Origin of the sequence: Providencia sp. wls1943 (assembly GCF_009706275.1) — a bacterium.
Taxonomy (GTDB): Bacteria; Pseudomonadota; Gammaproteobacteria; order Enterobacterales; family Enterobacteriaceae; genus Providencia; species Providencia zhijiangensis.
This window is the reverse complement of the sequence record NZ_WLTU01000021.1, coordinates 1-18,165: the sequence shown is the minus strand read 5'-3', so window position 1 is coordinate 18,165 and position 18,165 is coordinate 1. Positions and strand designations below refer to the sequence as shown.

Here is an 18,165-nt window from a genome sequence, read left to right as displayed (position 1 = left end):
CGACTCACTGACGGATTAACCGCAAAACTCAGCCAATAATTTTGCTGAATTGATTCAACAAGCAAAATAATACGACAAAGCAAGGATTATGCATGGGTTTTCTCGCCAACTTTTATGTTTTCTTGTGATCTCGATTACATAATTTTAGCTCAAATGACGAAAACCAACCCACTCAACGTAATCATCTTACTTCGAAGTACAAATTAAGTCTCGATGATAGCATGTTAATCTCAGCACGACCCCATCATTGCAAGATGCGGGGCATTTTCCTATAAAAAAAGCACCCTAAGGTGCTTCTGCGGTTGATAAAAATAGAGAAACCTAGGAATAACAGCTAATTAGGTATAAAAATAACGCGTTAGGTGGAAGAAAATTGGCGCTGCAAAACACAGGGAATCAATCCTATCTAACATTCCACCATGCCCTTCAATGATGGCACCAAAGTCTTTGATCCCGCTGTCGCGCTTAATTGCAGACATACACAACCCACCGACAAAGCCCATTAACGTAATCGCCAGTGACATTAACCCTGCCGCCCACCAACTAAATGGCGTCACCCAGTACAAACAGATACCAATCAGCACTGACGTTAATATGCCGCCAATAAATCCTTCGACAGTTTTATTTGGGCTCAGCTTAGGCACAATAGGGTGTTTGCCCAGTAACTTACCAAAGACATATTGCAGCACATCAGAGATTTGCGTGACCACAATTAAGAACAGCAGCAACTTAACGTTTTCCCCTTGGTAACCTTCAATATTCAGCATCAATAATGCTGGTACGTGGCTCAAGCAGAATACCGTGACCAACATGCCCCACTGTATTTTTGCCGTACGTTCGAGGAAGTGGTAAGTATCCCCCGCCAACGCAATTCGCGTCGGTAAAAACAAGAAGACAAACACGGGCACAAAAATCGAGAACATCCCATACCACTCAACCCCAACCAGCACATATTGCAGAGGAAGGAAGACGAAAAAACACCAAAATAACGCTTCATGGTCGCTACGGCGAGTCGGTGCTAACGTAATAAATTCCCTTAATGCAAAGAAAGAGATCAATGCAAACAGGATCACGACCCCAATATTCCCAAGCACTACCGCCAAAACGCAGACGATGCACATCACCCACCAAGCACGAATACGCGCATTTAGGTTATCGATGGTTGGGTTACTTTTTTCCCCTGAATAACGGTATGCCAGAATGCCGCCTATTACGCTGGCGACCATCAAAATACCGAAGACACCGGATAACAGCAGTGCTAATTCACGATCCCAAAGACTCATGGCATCATCTCCTCAAGTGCAACTTTCGCTCTTTGCAAAAATTCCGCCTTATTTTCATCTTCAGTCAGTGGGGATAGTGGCTTTCCAACCGTTGCTGAACAGATAACTGGAACCACGAGTTTTGTTCCTTTCGGTAGCACGCGATTTAAATTTTCCAAATACACCGGGACGACTTCAACATTGGGGTATTTTTTCGCTAAATGATAAATTCCGCTTTTGAAGCAACCCAGTTCCTCACCATCTCCTCGGGTTCCCTCTGGAAATAAAATTAATGAATGGTTTGCAGCAAGCACTGCTTCTAGTGGCCCAAGAACAGACTCTTTGGCAGGTTTATCCCCTTTTCTATCAACCAATACGGCTCGAAACACGTTATTGACGAGGTATCGGCGAAATGGTGTGCCATCCCAATAATCTTTCGCGGCAACAGGGTGAACAAAATGGCGCATTAAAGGTGGTAGGCCTGACCAGATAACCAAACCGTCGAGGTGGCTTGAGTGGTTTGCATAGTAGATGCGGGGAGTAATAGCCGGTTGGCATCCGACCCAACGTGTACGAACTCCCGTTAATAAGCGGCAAGTACCGGACAACAGCATTCCCATTCCTTTCGCCAGTAGAGAAACTCGCTGTGTTTTTTCCATCTTTTTTCCTTGCTCTCTTATCGAGCACAAATAAAACAATGATAAAAAAATTCTTAATCGTATTTGCTTAATAAGATATGCAGCGCAGAACGAGAGTACAACAGGATAAGTTCTGATTTGTGACTTTATTTTCACCACCAGAATTAAGATAAAATGCAGGTTATATATAAAACTCAGATGTTAGATAAAAAATAGGGAAGCCTTAGCTTCCCCATTAATATCATTCAAGATAAAAATTATTTTTTATCTGCCGCGATACGGTCACGGATATGTTGTGCACGCTCATCTGACGGTGGGTGAGAATCAAACATGCTAGTTTCTTTGCTACCCAGTTTTGCTAATTTGTCAAAACCAGTCACTAGACCTTTAGTATCCACACCACGTTTTTTCAGCAGATCATAAGAGAAATCATCCGCTTGGCTTTCTTGGTGTTGAGAGAACTGAGAGTTAACCAGTTTTTGACCCAGCTCACCTAATTGTGAAGAGCTTAATTGAGTCGCAACATCGTTACCTGTTGCCGCTACCGCAGTACGTGCTGCAACTGCTGCATAAGCAACTTGCATTGCTTTACGGGTATGACCTAAAGCAACGTGACCCATCTCGTGACCCAGAACGCCTTCAACTTCGTTGTCGTTCATGATGTCCATCAGACCGCTGTATACACGTACACAGCCATTTGCCATTGCCCATGCGTTCACATCTTTGGTCATGTAAACTTTATAGTTAACCGGAGTACCGTCAACTTCGTTACCCAGCGCTTTAGCAATTTTGTTTAAGCGTTGAGTGTATTTGCTTGAAGCTGGAGCAATTTTGTTTTCTGCGTCCATCTCTTTACAAGCGTCATCGCTGAATTTTTTAACATCTGCATCAGATAATGTCGCAGCTTGGAATAATTGCATTCCAGAGTTGGTCATCAGCCCAGTGTCCATACTCTTACAGCCAGTCATAATGACCGCAGAAACTGCGACCGCAACAAGCCCCTTCATTTTCATCTTCTTTTTTTCCTTGCTACAAAAATTATATTACTGTTTTTAATAAACCATTCTCGTTCTAATAACGATTAAGAGATACAGCCTAAAGATTCTGTTTAAAATCACAATAAGAATAAAGCCATTAAATAAGCAATCTATGAATTTGATAACAATTTTGTCCAAAGAGTGAAATTATCAGAATTATCCGCTAACTAAATAGTCGCGATTTGACTGAGTTAAATCACTCCAAAATGACTTAAACGGCTTTGTAGCGTTATCTTTCAAATAACTCAATCACACAAAAATCTCCATGATGCTCAGGAGAAGCAATATATTGCGCAGGGGAACCTGTTTTTTCGACCAATAGGGTTTCAAAATCATTTAAGACTGAGCGCTGCCCATCTATCTGCAACTCTAGCTTGCCTTGTAAGTTAAAAATCAGCACACAGTTTCCATTACTGATCCACGAGTTTTCCGACTCACAAGATACCCACTGCAGGCGAGCTGAATACTTTTCAGGGTTGTAAATCAAATTAAAATCGCGGATGGCTTCATTGATTAATTCGGCATACACATCACTTTCACCATTAAAGGCATGAAATTGCTTTTGTAATAAAGAAACTGGCGGGTTTTTATCTATCTGCAGCACAATCCCGGAGCCTTCCAGCACGCCAATGATGCGTTGTTTATTTGGGAAAAAAGAGAATGAGCCCGCGGATTTTACATCTGCAATCGACACTCGCCAGTCAAAATTTTCTAGCCCTTCCCCGTGGCTTCTCGCCAGTTCTAACGTAAATCCTTGCCCATTTTTCCAAGGCATTTTTTTATAATCTTGAGCAGTAAGTTTCTGGATCATGGCGCAGTATGACCTCTTTGGATGTGTGAAAATCTATTTTGCAAGTGTTCAGAATAATCAGTGGAAATAAAGATAGTACGTGGAAAGTGAATGTATAGACAATCTAAAGTTGTCGTTAAATTGATAAATAAAAAAAAGCCCCTTAAAAAGGGGCTATAAAGACAGGGATGGTGTCTATGGCAAGGAAAAACTTCAGTTATTGCTACTTCACTACTTACTTCGAAACTCAACGATACAGCTTAGAAACTCAACTACAGGCTTTAAAAAACTCAACTACACTCACTACTAGGAATCTCTACTGCATAACTTGATATTCAGCGAATTTATGCTGATTAATTTGCTCAAGCTGCGCCTTTTGCTCTGGCGTCAGTAACTGGTAAAGCTCGTGATGGATACGAGCCATCTCAACGCGTTCATCCAGTTCTTTTTGCAATTGTTTCTCAAGTTGCGCTCGGACAGCTTTATCATCAAAGCAATCCGCTATAATAAGTTTGTGCAATGACTCACGTTCTTGTATTGAGTCAACATTTTCACTATGACGGTGGCGCTGGGTAGCCATCAAGTCACGAAGCTGTTGGCGCTGTTTCTCACTCAACGTGATACCATTAAACATAAATTCACTGGCACGTTCGTCGCTATTTAATGATTCAGGGATCTGAAACTGAATAGCAATATGTGTGGTTTGTAGTGGCTGGTCCGGTTGCATTTGAAGCACTAATGAGGGTTCATCATTAACACTACTTTCAGATGCTTCACCAAACGCAGCGACTGGTCCGAAAACAAATGCAGAAGCTAAAACGTATGCGGCTGTTTTATGTACTGAACTGTGTTTTGTTCTGTGTACTATTCTTTGCATTTAGATACCTTGTCTCCGAACGATGCTCGTGATTCAATGGAGTTAAATATACGCGGTCGGCTGCAAACTAGCGTCAGAGCATGTAAAAGAACGTAAAGTCATGGAAACGTGAAGATTGTTATCGTATTTTGGCAGTTGGAGGACTTAATTAATGCATAAAATCCTATTAGTTGATGACGACCGTGAACTCACGTCGCTTTTAAAAGAACTGCTGGAAATGGAAGGTTTCAATGTTGTCATCGCTTATGACGGTGAGCAAGCATTACAGCAAATCGATTCATCCATTGACCTATTATTACTCGACGTCATGATGCCGAAGAAAAACGGTATTGAGACATTAAAAGAGTTACGCCAAATTCACCAAACGCCAGTCATTATGTTAACGGCGCGCGGCAGTGAATTAGATAAAGTGCTGGGCTTAGAGCTCGGCGCAGATGACTATTTACCAAAACCATTTAACGATAGGGAGTTAGTGGCGCGAATTCGTGCGTTACTGCGCCGCTCAAACTGGAGCGAGCAAACTCAAGGGGACAACAGCAACACCCCAACCTTACAAGTGGACAAATTACAGCTCAATCCGGGTCGTCAAGAAGCCAGCTTCGACAACGAAATCCTTGATTTAACTGGCACCGAGTTTACTTTGCTCTATCTATTAGCCCAGCATTTAGGGCAAGTGGTTTCGAGAGAACATTTAAGCCAAGAAGTGTTGGGCAAACGCCTCACACCATTTGACCGTGCGATTGATATGCATATTTCAAACTTGCGCCGCAAACTTCCAGAACGCACCGATGGTCAACCTTGGTTTAAAACCTTGCGTGGACGCGGTTACTTGATGGTTTCTGCCACATGATCAACAGCTTAACAGCTCGAATCTTTGCGATTTTCTGGTTTACCCTCGCACTAGTCTTAATGCTAGTGCTGATGGTGCCCAAGCTTGACTCTCGGCAGCTCACCGTCCTGATGGAAAGTGAGCAACGCCAAGGGGAGATGCTTGAGCAACATATCGAAGCCGAACTCGCGCAAGCTCCAATGAACGACCTACTTTGGTGGCGACGGATTTCCAACGCCATCAAAAAATGGGCGCCCCCAGGGCAACGGCTGATTATCGTGACCAGTGAAGGCCGCGTGATTGGTGCGATGCCGAGTGAAATGCAGGTGATCCGCAACTTTATTGGGCAATCTGATAATGCCGACCATCCGAAGAAGAAAAAGTACGGACGCGCAGAAATTTTGGGTCCATTTTCTATTCGAGACGGTGAAGATCACTACCAACTCTATTTAGTTCGCCCTGCTAGCAGCCCGCAGTCAGACTTTATTAACCTCTTGTTTGACCGACCATTTTTACTCTTGATTGCCACCATGTTAATCAGTGCACCGTTGCTATTATGGCTATCATGGAGCTTGGCTCGACCTGCCCGTAAATTAAAAATGGCGGCGGACGATGTGGCAAAAGGTAACTTGCGCCCACACCCTGAGCTTGAATCTGGCCCCCAAGAATTCTTATCAACGGGTAACAGTTTTAACCAGATGATCAGTGCGTTAGATGGCATGGTCACTGCCCAGCAGCGATTGATTTCTGACATTTCTCACGAGCTGCGCACCCCACTCACACGATTACAGCTAGCGACGGCATTATTACGCCGCCGCCATGGTGAGAGTAAAGAACTGGAACGCATTGAAACGGAAACTCATCGTTTAGATAGCATGATCAATGACTTGCTGGTGCTCTCTCGCAGTCAGCATAAAAATGAAATTCTTCGCGAACACATCAAAGCCGATGAGTTATGGGGAGATATTCTGGATGATGCAAGCTTCGAAGCGGAGCAGATGAACAAAACATTGGATGTCACGTCACACCCAGGTTCATGGCCGTTGTATTGCAATCCATCCGCCATTGGCAGCGCGTTTGAAAACATTGTGCGTAACGCGCTACGTTACTCAAATACTCATATTGCGGTTGATTTCAAAGAAGAAAATAACGGCATTCTGATTACTGTCGACGATGATGGCCCGGGTGTTAGCCCCGCTGACCGCGAGCATATCTTCCGACCTTTCTATCGCACCGATGAAGCTCGCGACAGAGAAACCGGCGGTACAGGGCTTGGCTTAGCGATTGTTGAAACTGCGATTTCCCAACATAAAGGCTGGGTAAAAGCTGACGACAGCCCGCTAGGTGGATTACGTCTACAGATTTGGCTGCCAGAACACGGCCGTTAATCTTGCATGATAAAGGTCTTTGGTACCCATGTGCCAAAGGCCTTTTTATATATCAGCCATATATTCCTATCTTATTTCGCCTAATATTCCCTACCAAACTCAACCTGACTGATAATTAACTTATTCATATTCACAGACAGTGATGAAATTAGTGCCTCAAACATTGTGTGATATTTGCCTATACGCGTTTACCACATATACTTGTAAGTAAGAAATAGCTCAGACAATTCTTATAAACATTATATTTCAGTGATTACCTCGTTATTCGAGTAATTACCTTTTTCTACACTACATATGCGTGTTCTATTTATATATTAATAACATACATCAAGTTACTGCTGTGATTATCATTATTTTTTATACTATCGAGCCGTATGTATGCTTTTTCTTGACCATCAGGTTATCCACTAAGTATAGATACCATCCAAAGTAATATACCGCCAAATGTGAAATTAATAATTTTTAATAGAGGTATATGCTAATAAGTCACTTAATGGTTTCAAGAAGGTGATCAAAAGATTACAGGCAATGTAGCGATTTTTAGGCGCCTCACACCGATAGTCACTCCGATACTTTAGTGCTATTATTAAGGGCTTTTGATTGATTGTGCTTACGGCACGAGTCAACCTATATGGGAAGGCTATCATAAGCAGTGTTTATTAATTGAGCAATTTTGTAAAAAATGCAGTATTTTCAATTAATAAACACTAAATTTTGAAATTCAATGGCGCTCTGGGACCCGATAACCCAGTGCGGTAGCTATGGGTGTTTAGTAGAATTATAGATTATTTCTAATAACCTACTAGTGATGTAAAAATAAATTATCAACATTTTCAGTATCAAAACGAAAAAGTAATATATATTAAAATATGAAAAGAAAAACTATATTTTTAAGCGGTGGGTTAGGAAACAATTTATTTCAAATAGCATATGGAGAGTTTTTAGAACAATCTGGCTATGAAGTTATTTTTCAGACAGTTCTAACAAAGAAAAATATGTTAACAAAATTATTAGGTTGGTCAATTCATAGTAATGATATTACAGAAAAATTATTATTAGACAAAAAAACCTTACATAAGGCTAATATTATAGACATCCTATTTCTTAGTTATCATTTTTTAAAGAAAAAAATAACAAAGGATAAGTTTTATAAAACCACTCCATCAAACAATAGTAGATACTTTGGATATGCGGTAGAAGGAGAGCATTTAAATGAAAAAGTATTCTCAATAATATCTAATAAAATTAAAAAATATTTTCCACACAAGATTAGCAATAAAAAAACCAATACTATTCTTCACATTAGAAAAGGAGACTTTTCTAATAATTGTACTCTAACTGATGATTACTATATTAAAGCCATAAGCGATTTATCAGTTCAAGACACTATAATAATAGTAACTGATGAACCTAAAATTCTAGATCACGTAAAGAAGAAAATTCATTCCAATGTAGAACTAAGCAATGGAAAATCAATGTTGGATGATTTCTTCACTATTTTCAATTCTAAAAATGCAATTATGTCAAATTCAACTTACTGCTACTGGGCATGCATTCTTGGTAATGTTGATAATGTATTTTTCCCATCTAGAATATCAACGACACAAGATTGGTTCTTTCATTTAAATGCAAAGAATTCCAAAAAAATAGAATGTCAGTTCATCTCTGAATTAGAGTCATCACAATGATATTATTATTTTTTCTATTATCAATATTAATGCTTATTGAAGCATCTACATCCTTATCCCGACTTGCAGGATATCTATTAAAAACACCTGAAAGTGGGCTCATTCTTCAATCATCATTAGCTTTATTTTCAAGAATGTTAATGTTTTTATTTATGCCATTTCTAGGGTATTTATCTGACCAAAACAATCTATTGGGAAATGAAAGTTTAGTTTTATTATCTTCACTATTTATACCTTTCGGATTGATATTATTATATACATTTAAACTTAGGGTTATAAATATATATTCTGTTCTAATATCCAGGGTTAATAAACATGGTAGCTTTTTTAAAGGTGATTCAATATTTGAAAGAGTTATTAAAGAACAATCATTAAAAAAAAAGAAGATAGGTTCTCTTAGAGGGTTTTATTTTTTAGTTTTATTTTCCTACATACCATATTATTTAGCTTGGCCTATAGTCATTCTACTTTTAGATTCATTTCATGAACAGCGAGGTATGATACTCGGTATGTCATCTTTTTTTAATGGGATAAACACTATAGTATTGACTATGTTTGTTGACCCTAAATTAATAAAAATTGGTTCTTACAAAAAAATCCTTCCTCCCATTTATTTAAATTTAATAAAAATTAGAATATTTTCCAGTATTATATCTATAATTCTATTAATTATCATTTATTTATTAACACAATACTTATGAAAAAACTATCACTTATCTTCTCCTGGTTTATTTGGATGATTACTTTTTTTATTCCTGACTCAAAAATAACAATGCAATTTAGAGGATGGCTTTATTCATTATTCATGCCTAAATGTGGAAAAAACTTTCAAGTATCATCCGGAGCTAAATTATTTGGTATTAATAAACTGTATGTTGGGAATAATGTTTTTATAGCAACAAATACTGTAATAAATACTGGAGGAAATATTATTCTACAAGATGATGTTATGATTGGCATTGGCTCTGTTATTGTTGCTGGTAATCATACCCTAGAAGGCTCCTCCTACCGCTTCGGTCAAAGAGAAGAGAAAGATATAATTATAGGACAAGGTAGTTGGATTGCAGCTAACTGTACCGTAATATCAGGAAGCCAATTCCCGCCATCTAGTGTACTTGCCGCTAATTCAGTTTTCTTATTTCATGATGAAGTAAAATCAGGAATTTATGCCGGTGTTCCTGCTAAATTATTAAAAATATATAAGGCACCACATAATGGAGTTAAAAATGATTGATGTCGTCACTGTTTGCGCAGGTAAAGACCTAGAAAATATATCCACATGCATTCAATCCTTAAATAAAAATTTAGATATTAATACAATATATGTAATCACAAATGATACTAATGCAGTCCCAAAATTAAAAAATGTTATTGCCATTGATGAGAATCAGATAATTAGTCGAAATAAAGTGATCGACTTAAAAAAAATAGCATTCCCTTTTTATGAAAAACGTTTTGGATGGTATTACCAACAGTTTTTAAAAATGGAATTCTCTCGAAGTAAGTATTGTACTGGTAATTATCTAATATGGGATGCAGATACAATTTTATTAAAAAGAATTAATTTTTTTGACCAAAATTTATCTATTTTCACAAAGGGAAAAGAAAAATTAAATGAAAACTACGTTAACACATATAAAAAAATTCTAGGCATTGAAAATAAATTTACCTACTCTCTGATTAGCCAGCATCTATTTGTCAAAAAAGATATAATGCAGAAAATGATTATAAAAATAGAAGATCGTTTTAACAATTATTTTGCTGAAGCAATTTTAAAAAATATCACAGGTAATTCCCCTAGCCTATTTAGTGAATATGAAACATATGTAAATTACTATGCTTCAGTAAGTTCTGATTATCGTATCGTAGAACGTAAATGGTTTAGAAATGCAGCCGCAGTATGTGATTTTGGTTCAGATTTAAATACTATAGCTGACAGATTCACAGATTGTGACTATGTCGCAATGGAAAAATTTGATACAACGTTCAAAGGGAAATTAAAAGGTACTTTAAAGTACTATTTTTACAAATCAAAACAGTTATTTGGCATGTAAACAATAATGAACCCTAAAATATTTTCAGCAACAATTTTACTGCTCATCTTTTTTCTTTTATTTCCATGTATAGAAATTGTTTTTTTCGATAATGAAGAAAGAGAAATGGACCTAATTCTTTTTCTATTATTTCAAACAACATCACTAATAGTTGCTTTTTTTATCTGCTCTAAAGCTTCTTTTTTAAAGATAAAAGAAATAGACAGTGCATCTATTTTTCTCGATGAGAAATATATTTCAAAGTCAATATTTATATTGAGCATATTATTTTTTTCTATCTTCCTATTTTTTTGCATTAGTAATATTCAGAATTTTGATGATATAACTAAGTTCTCAGAACGATATCGAAATGCCTACTATAAAGGCAGCGGTTTATATACAGCAGGAATGATACAGTTTTTACCATTTGTATTATCCTTGCTTATAGCAAAGTGCAAAAAAATGAACATTTACATATACTTATGCTTACTCATGCTTATGGCTACTAGCCTTTTATTGGGCCAGCGGATTATTTTACTTGGCATATTGTTTTTTTCAACCATACGCTTGATGACATCAAAGAAAAGAAAGACTTCCCTCATTGTTATATCGTTTCTCTGTCTATTTTTCATTTCATACAAGTTATTATTAAATAATGGAATGTCTGATAGTAGTTTGAAAGACATCCTTTTACATATTGCTGGTAGAATTAGATACCGTTATATTGTTTACGATTCTAATTTTAGTTATGATCTTTCGGATTTTTTTGGATTTGTATCTTACTCGATTATGCCTACTCTTGGCTCATTAGAAGCATGGAAAGAAAGCTTTGCCCTATCCATCCCAAACATTATGGATAACATGCCATTTATTTCTTTATTTTCAGGCCTCGCATTTCCTTATCCTGTAATTGTTTTTAATATTTTTGGTTTTTTTGGATTTATACTTGTTTTCCCAGTTATCATCATATTCATATTATCGTTGAAAAAATTATATGAATCCACTTCCATTTTAAGTTCGACTTGGTATTTATATAGCACTCAGTTTTCTTTCTCTATTCTAATAGAAGATATATACCAATTCAGTAAAATTCCTTTAATGTTATTACTAATATTATTCATTAATGTATTTTTTATTTTTTTAAAAAAACAAATTAGACGGTAGCAAACTATGAAAAAAGCTTTAATTACTGGAATCACTGGCCAAGATGGTTCTTATTTAGCTGAATTTTTATTAAAAAAAGGTTATGAAGTGCATGGAATTATACGCCGAGCATCTTCATTTAATACTGAACGAATTGACTCCGCGATTAATCAAAGCGATAGAATCCATCTTCACTATGGAGATCTGACTGATTCATCTAACCTAATTCGCCTAGTCAAAGAAATCCAGCCAGATGAAGTTTATAACCTAGGTGCCATGTCTCATGTAGCCGTTTCATTTGAGTCTCCAGAATATGCTGCTGATGTTGATGCTATGGGAGCGATCCGTTTGTTGGAAGCTATTCGTATCAATGGATTAGAACATAAGACACGTTTTTATCAGGCTTCAACTTCTGAACTATATGGCGAAGTTCAGGAAATCCCACAACGTGAAACGACACCATTCCACCCACGTTCTCCTTATGCTGTTGCTAAAATGTATGCATATTGGATCACGGTTAACTATCGCGAATCCTATGGGATGTATGCTTGTAATGGAATTCTCTTCAACCATGAATCTCCACGCCGAGGTGAAACCTTTGTAACACGCAAAATTACTCGTACTATTGCGAATATTTCTCAAGGGTTAGAATCATGCTTGTATCTAGGTAATATGGATGCGCTCCGCGATTGGGGTCATGCAAAAGATTACGTTCGTATGCAGTGGATGATGTTACAGCAAGAACAAGCGGATGATTTTGTTATCGCGACAGGTAAACAAATTTCTGTACGTGAATTTGTAAGAATGTCGGCAAAAGAAGCGGGTATTGAACTTTCATTCACCGGTGAAGGTGTTGATGAAGTGGCGACTGTCACTAATGTTGATAAATCAATCGCTCCACATGTTAATGTCGACGATATCATTGTTCGCGTTAGCCCTAAATTCTTTAGACCTGCCGAAGTTGAAACATTATTAGGCGATCCATCCAAAGCAAAAGAAAAGCTGGGATGGGTACCAGAGATCACGGTTGAAGAAATGTGTGCTGAAATGGTTGCTTCGGATATACAGAAAGCAAAACAACATGCCCTACTGAAAGCCCATGGTTTTGATGTTTCAATTTCTCTTGAAAATACAAATACATTTTCAAAAGCAAAAGAAAAATTAGATTTAAAAACACATGGTCTAATTGGTGAATAAAATGAAAAGAGTTTTTGTTGCTGGTCATAATGGTATGGTTGGCTCAGCAATAGTTAGACAGCTAGCCAATCGTAGTGATATTGAATTAATTACTAAATCACGTAATGAATTAGATCTGACAAATCAAGCTGATGTAGATAGTTTTTTTGCTCATAATGAAATTGATGAAGTTTATTTAGCTGCTGCAAAAGTAGGCGGTATTCACGCTAATAATACTTATCCCGCCGATTTTATTTACCAAAATCTCATTATGGAATGTAATATCATAAATGCTTCCCATAAAAATAATATTCAACATCTATTATTTTTAGGTTCTTCATGTATTTATCCTAAGCTTGCATCTCAACCAATGTCAGAAGATGCTCTTCTAACTGGCATTTTGGAAGCGACTAACGAGCCTTATGCTATTGCAAAAATTGCCGGTATAAAACTGTGTGAATCCTATAATCGACAATACGGTCGTGATTATCGCAGTGTTATGCCAACAAATTTATATGGTGAAAATGATAATTTTCATCCAGAGAACTCTCACGTTATTCCTGCATTAATGCGCCGTTTCCACGAAGCAAAACTCAATAATGATGCGCAAGTTGTTGTTTGGGGTACTGGCACACCAATGCGTGAATTCCTTCACGTCGATGATATGGCCGCAGCATCTGTCTATGTCATGGAGCTTAATAATAAGACTTATCAAGACAATACCCAGCCGATGCTTTCTCATATCAACGTAGGTACAGGCGTCGACTGTACTATTCGTGAAATGGCAGAAACTATGGCAAAAGTTGTTGGTTTTGCCGGAAAAGTAGTCTTTGATAACAGCAAACCGGATGGAACTCCACGTAAACTCATGGATGTTTCACGCTTGAAGGATCTAGGCTGGAGCTACTCTATTGAGTTAGAAGATGGTCTTAATAAAACTTACCAATGGTTTTTGCAAAATCAAAATAACTTCCGTAAACAATAGGTTGTTAATATGACGCAACGATTAGAATTAAATACGTTTAAAACGGTCGTTGCATCTACGCCCCTCGTTTCTATTGACTTGATTGTTTGCAATTCAAACAATCAAGCGTTACTAGGATTACGTAATAACCGCCCAGCTCAAGGTTATTGGTTTGTTCCTGGAGGGCGTATTTGCAAGGATGAAACATTTGATGATGCATTTCATCGCCTGACGCATGCAGAACTTGGTTTTCCTTACAACATCCACGAAGCCAATTTTATTGGATACTATCAGCATTTATACCCTGATAATTTTTCCGAAGAACATTTCTCTACTCACTATGTCGTTCTCGGCTTTTTAATTAAACAAGATGTTGACCTCAATATATTACCACTAGAGCAGCATAATAATTATAAGTGGTGGGATATCAATGAGCTGCTTGCTTCAAGTGAAGTTCATGATAATACAAAGGCTTACTTTCTTAGTCATCACTTCAATTCACGGTAAATTATAATGTTATTGCCTGTTATTATGGCCGGAGGCTCTGGTAGTCGTTTATGGCCTCTTTCTCGTAGCTTATATCCAAAACAATTTATTAGTCTCACAAGCAAGAAAACGATGCTACAAGAAACTATTGCTCGCCTAAAAAATGTAGAGCATCAGCCACCATTACTTATTTGTAATGAAGAACATCGATTTATTGTTGCTGAACAATTGAGACAAGAGAATTTTAAACACAGCGGCATTATTTTAGAGCCTGTTGGACGTAACACAGGACCAGCAATTGCATTAGCGGCAATTAAAGCTATGCAAAATGGTGATGACCCTCTACTGCTTGTTTTAGCCGCAGATCATGTTATTCAAGACCATACATCCTTCACAAAGAGCATAGAAAAGGCAATCTCCTCCGCAGAACAAGGCGCTTTAATTACCTTTGGAATTGTTCCGACAGCTCCAGAAACAGGTTATGGCTATATTAAAAAAGGTAATTTAGTCAATGAATCCGCTTTCCAAGTTGAACGTTTCGTTGAAAAGCCTGATTTAAATACTGCCGAACAATATATTGCTAGCAATGAGTATCTTTGGAATAGCGGAATGTTTTTATTTAAAGCATCTTGCTATGTTAACGAGTTAAAGAAACACGCCCCTGAAATTCTATCCAGCTGTGAGCTAGCCCTTAAAAATTCGCTTAGTGATTTAGACTTTACACGTATCAACGCTGAAATTTTTAAAGCATGCCCAGAAGACTCCATTGACTATGCCGTTATGGAGAAAGCAGACAATGTCTTAGTTGTTCCAATGGATGCAGGATGGAGTGATGTTGGCTCATTCAGTTCACTTTGGGAAGTTTCCCCTAAAGATCAGCAGTCTAACGTGATCATTGGTGACGTTCTTACAGAAAATACTAGAAATAGTTATGTCTACTCACAAAGTAAACTCGTCTCCACTGTTGGTGTTGATAACCTTGTTATTATTGAAACTAAAGATGCAGTTCTTGTTGCGAACAAAGATAATGTCCAGGATGTCAAAAGTATCGTTAATCAACTGAAACAAGCTGGTCGTAGTGAATGTGAGCAACACCGTGAAGCATATCGCCCATGGGGAACTCATGATGAAATTGCACATGGGGAACGCTTTCACGTTAAACATTTGAAAGTCAAACCCGGTGAAAAAACCGCACTACAAATGCATTATCACCGAGCTGAGCACTGGGTAGTTGTACAAGGCACAGCTAAGGTGACTAACGGTGATAAAAGCTATATTTTAAGTGAGAACGAATCGACCTATATCCCTATAGGTTCACCTCATCGAATAGAAAATCCTGGAAAAATTGACCTTCATTTAATTGAAGTTCGTTCTGGAAATTATCTCGAAGAAGATGACATTGTTCGCATTAAAGAATATGGGTTAGATGACTAACCACCTAGACATTCTTAACGATGATATGATTATGAATAGTTATGATGTAATAAAAAAATCAGGTATTCAGTTTGGTACCAGTGGTGCCCGTGGTTTAGTGACTCAGTTTACTCATGAAGCCTGTGCAGCTTTCACCCACGCATTCCTAGCAAGCATCAAGAATAAATTTACTTTTCGCCAAGTTGCTATTGCTATAGATAACCGCCCGAGTAGTGAGTTTATTGCAACAGCTTGTATTGATGCCATTCAAAAACAAGGCCTTGAGCCACTTTACTATGGCGTTATTCCTACCCCTGCCCTTGCGTATACTGCGATGCAAAGTAATATTCCTTGCATTATGGTAACTGGTAGCCACATTCCTTTTGATAGAAACGGTTTAAAATTTTATCGACCTGATGGTGAAATCACAAAGGCTGATGAACTTGAAATTCTGAACAGTAATATAGAATTTGAACTCTCTCCTAACTTAGCTCAGCTATTACCCGTAAACCCTCTCGCAACAGAGCAATACATTCAACGATATTGCTCTATCTTTGATGAAAAACTATTAATGGGAAAACGTATTGGTATCTATGAGCACTCAAGTGCTGGTCGAGATATTTATCCGGTTCTATTTAAGCAGTTAGGCGCCGAAGTTATTTCTTTGGAAAGAAGTGATGTTTTTGTCCCGATTGATACTGAAGCTGTTTCTGAAGAGGACAAAATCAGAGCACAAAACTGGTCTAAATTACATGGCTTTGATGCAATATTCTCAACGGATGGAGATGGCGATCGACCTCTAGTGGCTGATGAAAATGGTGTATGGCTACGAGGTGATATACTAGGTTTACTATGTTCATTAGAAATGGGTATTGAAGCACTAGCGATTCCGGTAAGTTGCAATACAATTATCTCAAAAACAGAACAGTTTAAATGTGTAAAGCAAACAAAAATCGGTTCACCTTATGTCATTGAGGAATTTACTAATTTAGCTAAAAACCATTCCAAACTTGCAGGCTTTGAAGCCAATGGTGGCTTCCTGCTTGGGTCAGATATTCTAGTTAATAGTAAACCACTCGCAGCACTACCAACCCGCGATGCTGTCTTACCATTCCTAATGTTATTATCAGCAGCAAAAAAAGTGGGTATCTCTTCTTTAGTTAATGCATTACCACAACGTATTACTTTTAGTGATCGTATACAGAATTTTGCAACAGAAAAAAGCAAAAATATCATTGAAAAAGCCAAAAGAAATCCTGAAAAATTATTGAGTGATTTAGGCTTTAGCGATGCACGTATACTAGAGGTCAACACTATTGATGGCTTAAGGATGACATTATCCAATGGTAATATTATCCACCTAAGACCTTCAGGTAATGCTCCAGAATTAAGATGCTATGCTGAAGCAAATAGCGCTGAAATAGCCCAATCTACTGTCATTCAAACATTACGCCAAGTTCAAACATTTTCTGACTTCTAAAAATTGGTTATCACATGAAAATAGCAATCGCAGGTACCGGCTACGTCGGTCTATCTAACGCCATGTTACTGTCCCAACACCACGAAGTGGTGGCGGTCGATATCATCCCTGAAAAAGTGGCGATGCTTAACAATAAGCAATCCCCGATTATCGACACTGAAATCGAACAGTTTCTAACGGAAAAGCAACTCAATTTCCGTGCGACCGAAGATAAAGTCGAAGCCTATATGGGCGCACAATACGTGATTGTGGCGACCCCGACAGACTACGACCCAAAAACTAACTACTTCAACACCAATTCAGTGGAATCCGTTATTCATGATGTGAACAAACTGAACCCGGAAGCGACCATTATCGTCAAATCTACCATTCCAGTGGGCTTTACGGAGCGTCTGCGTGAAGAGTTTGGTTACACCAACGTGATTTTCTCCCCAGAATTCTTACGTGAAGGACGCGCGCTGTGGGATAACCTGTACCCGTCCCGTATCGTGGTGGGAGAACGTTCTGAACGTGCACAGATTTTCGCTGACTTACTGTTAGAAGGTGCGATTAAGAAAGATGTACCGGTGCTGTTCACTGACGGGACTGAAGCCGAAGCGGTTAAACTGTTCGCAAACACCTTCTTAGCGATGCGTGTCGCATACTTCAACGAATTAGATACTTACGCAGAAAGCCGTGGCTTAAATGCGCGTCAAATCATTGAAGGGGTTTCTTTAGACCCGCGTATCGGCAGCCACTACAATAACCCATCATTCGGTTATGGTGGCTACTGCTTACCGAAAGACACCAAGCAGTTACTGGCGAACTACGATGATGTGCCGAATAACCTGATTAACGCGATTGTCGAATCAAACCGCACCCGTAAAGACTTTATCTCGGATGCGATTATCGCTAAAGCACCACGTAAAGTCGGTGTGTATCGCTTAGTGATGAAAGCGGGCTCCGATAACTTCCGCGCCTC

At 38.2% G+C, this 18,165-nt stretch carries 17 protein-coding genes and 1 pseudogene; 13 read left to right on the top strand and 5 right to left on the bottom strand.

Features of this window, described 5'->3' with window-relative positions; genetic code table 11:
• Positions 1-338 precede the first annotated feature (338 nt).
• The 5 genes from GKR48_RS10845 to GKR48_RS10825 all read right to left on the bottom strand — a co-directional run bounded on the left by GKR48_RS10845 (position 339) and on the right by GKR48_RS10825 (position 4,604).
• A complete protein-coding gene (locus GKR48_RS10845) occupies positions 339-1,283 on the bottom strand; it encodes a phosphatidate cytidylyltransferase (RefSeq protein WP_154603265.1) in 945 nt (314 codons plus the stop codon).
• Positions 1,280-1,921: a lysophospholipid acyltransferase family protein gene (locus GKR48_RS10840; RefSeq protein ID WP_154628099.1), complete on the bottom strand. Its 642-nt coding sequence runs from the start codon at positions 1,919-1,921 to the stop codon at positions 1,280-1,282. Before GKR48_RS10840 ends, GKR48_RS10845 begins: the two co-directional genes overlap by 4 nt.
• A 236-nt stretch (positions 1,922-2,157) precedes the next feature.
• Entirely contained in the window at positions 2,158-2,913 is a 756-nt protein-coding gene (locus GKR48_RS10835) for a M48 family metallopeptidase (protein WP_154628098.1), read from the bottom strand.
• A 253-nt stretch (positions 2,914-3,166) separates the two neighbouring features.
• Entirely contained in the window at positions 3,167-3,748 is a 582-nt protein-coding gene (locus GKR48_RS10830; RefSeq protein ID WP_154628097.1) for a HutD/Ves family protein, read from the bottom strand.
• Positions 3,749-4,043: 295 nt separating this feature from the next.
• On the bottom strand, positions 4,044-4,604 hold the full coding sequence (locus tag GKR48_RS10825; RefSeq protein WP_154628096.1) for a Spy/CpxP family protein refolding chaperone: 561 nt from the start codon (positions 4,602-4,604) through the stop codon (positions 4,044-4,046).
• Positions 4,605-4,755: 151 nt separating this feature from the next.
• Here GKR48_RS10825 and cpxR point away from each other — a divergent pair, with 151 nt between their 5' ends.
• From cpxR to GKR48_RS10760, 13 genes and pseudogenes are all read left to right on the top strand, one after another.
• Positions 4,756-5,454 (top strand): envelope stress response regulator transcription factor CpxR, encoded by a 699-nt coding sequence (gene cpxR, locus GKR48_RS10820; RefSeq protein WP_006660535.1) that lies wholly within the window; start codon positions 4,756-4,758, stop codon positions 5,452-5,454.
• Positions 5,451-6,821, top strand: a complete 1,371-nt coding sequence (gene cpxA, locus GKR48_RS10815; protein ID WP_036950809.1) for an envelope stress sensor histidine kinase CpxA — start codon at positions 5,451-5,453, stop codon at positions 6,819-6,821. The genes cpxR and cpxA overlap by 4 nt, the downstream gene beginning before the upstream one ends.
• 869 nt (positions 6,822-7,690) lie before the next feature.
• Entirely contained in the window at positions 7,691-8,509 is an 819-nt protein-coding gene (locus GKR48_RS10810) for an alpha-1,2-fucosyltransferase (protein WP_154628095.1), read from the top strand.
• Positions 8,506-9,210 (top strand): hypothetical protein, encoded by a 705-nt coding sequence (locus GKR48_RS10805; protein ID WP_154628094.1) that lies wholly within the window; start codon positions 8,506-8,508, stop codon positions 9,208-9,210. Before GKR48_RS10810 ends, GKR48_RS10805 begins: the two co-directional genes overlap by 4 nt.
• Positions 9,211-9,245: 35 nt before the next feature.
• Positions 9,246-9,743: an acyltransferase gene (locus GKR48_RS10800; protein WP_195848242.1), complete on the top strand. Its 498-nt coding sequence runs from the start codon at positions 9,246-9,248 to the stop codon at positions 9,741-9,743.
• Positions 9,736-10,563, top strand: a complete 828-nt coding sequence (locus GKR48_RS10795) for a DUF6492 family protein (protein WP_154628092.1) — start codon at positions 9,736-9,738, stop codon at positions 10,561-10,563. Before GKR48_RS10800 ends, GKR48_RS10795 begins: the two co-directional genes overlap by 8 nt.
• A 6-nt stretch (positions 10,564-10,569) precedes the next feature.
• The gene (locus tag GKR48_RS10790; RefSeq protein ID WP_154628091.1) at positions 10,570-11,706 is read left to right on the top strand and encodes a hypothetical protein; all 1,137 of its coding nucleotides are present in this window, start codon (positions 10,570-10,572) and stop codon (positions 11,704-11,706) included.
• Between the two features lie 6 nt (positions 11,707-11,712).
• Positions 11,713-12,816: pseudogene (gmd, locus tag GKR48_RS10785) on the top strand (GDP-mannose 4,6-dehydratase); the annotation flags it as partial.
• Between the two features lie 67 nt (positions 12,817-12,883).
• Complete coding sequence (gene fcl, locus GKR48_RS10780) at positions 12,884-13,846, top strand: GDP-L-fucose synthase (protein ID WP_154628089.1); 963 nt, start codon at positions 12,884-12,886, stop codon at positions 13,844-13,846.
• 9 nt (positions 13,847-13,855) lie between these two features.
• Complete coding sequence (locus tag GKR48_RS10775) at positions 13,856-14,332, top strand: GDP-mannose mannosyl hydrolase (protein ID WP_154628088.1); 477 nt, start codon at positions 13,856-13,858, stop codon at positions 14,330-14,332.
• A 6-nt stretch (positions 14,333-14,338) separates the two neighbouring features.
• Positions 14,339-15,745, top strand: coding sequence for a mannose-1-phosphate guanylyltransferase/mannose-6-phosphate isomerase (locus GKR48_RS10770; protein WP_154628087.1), 1,407 nt, complete (start codon positions 14,339-14,341; stop codon positions 15,743-15,745).
• A gap of 31 nt (positions 15,746-15,776) precedes the next feature.
• On the top strand, positions 15,777-17,204 hold the full coding sequence (locus GKR48_RS10765) for a phosphomannomutase (protein WP_442959368.1): 1,428 nt from the start codon (positions 15,777-15,779) through the stop codon (positions 17,202-17,204).
• 14 nt (positions 17,205-17,218) lie between these two features.
• On the top strand, positions 17,219-18,165 hold a 947-nt coding region (locus tag GKR48_RS10760; RefSeq protein ID WP_154628038.1), incomplete at its 3' end, for a nucleotide sugar dehydrogenase.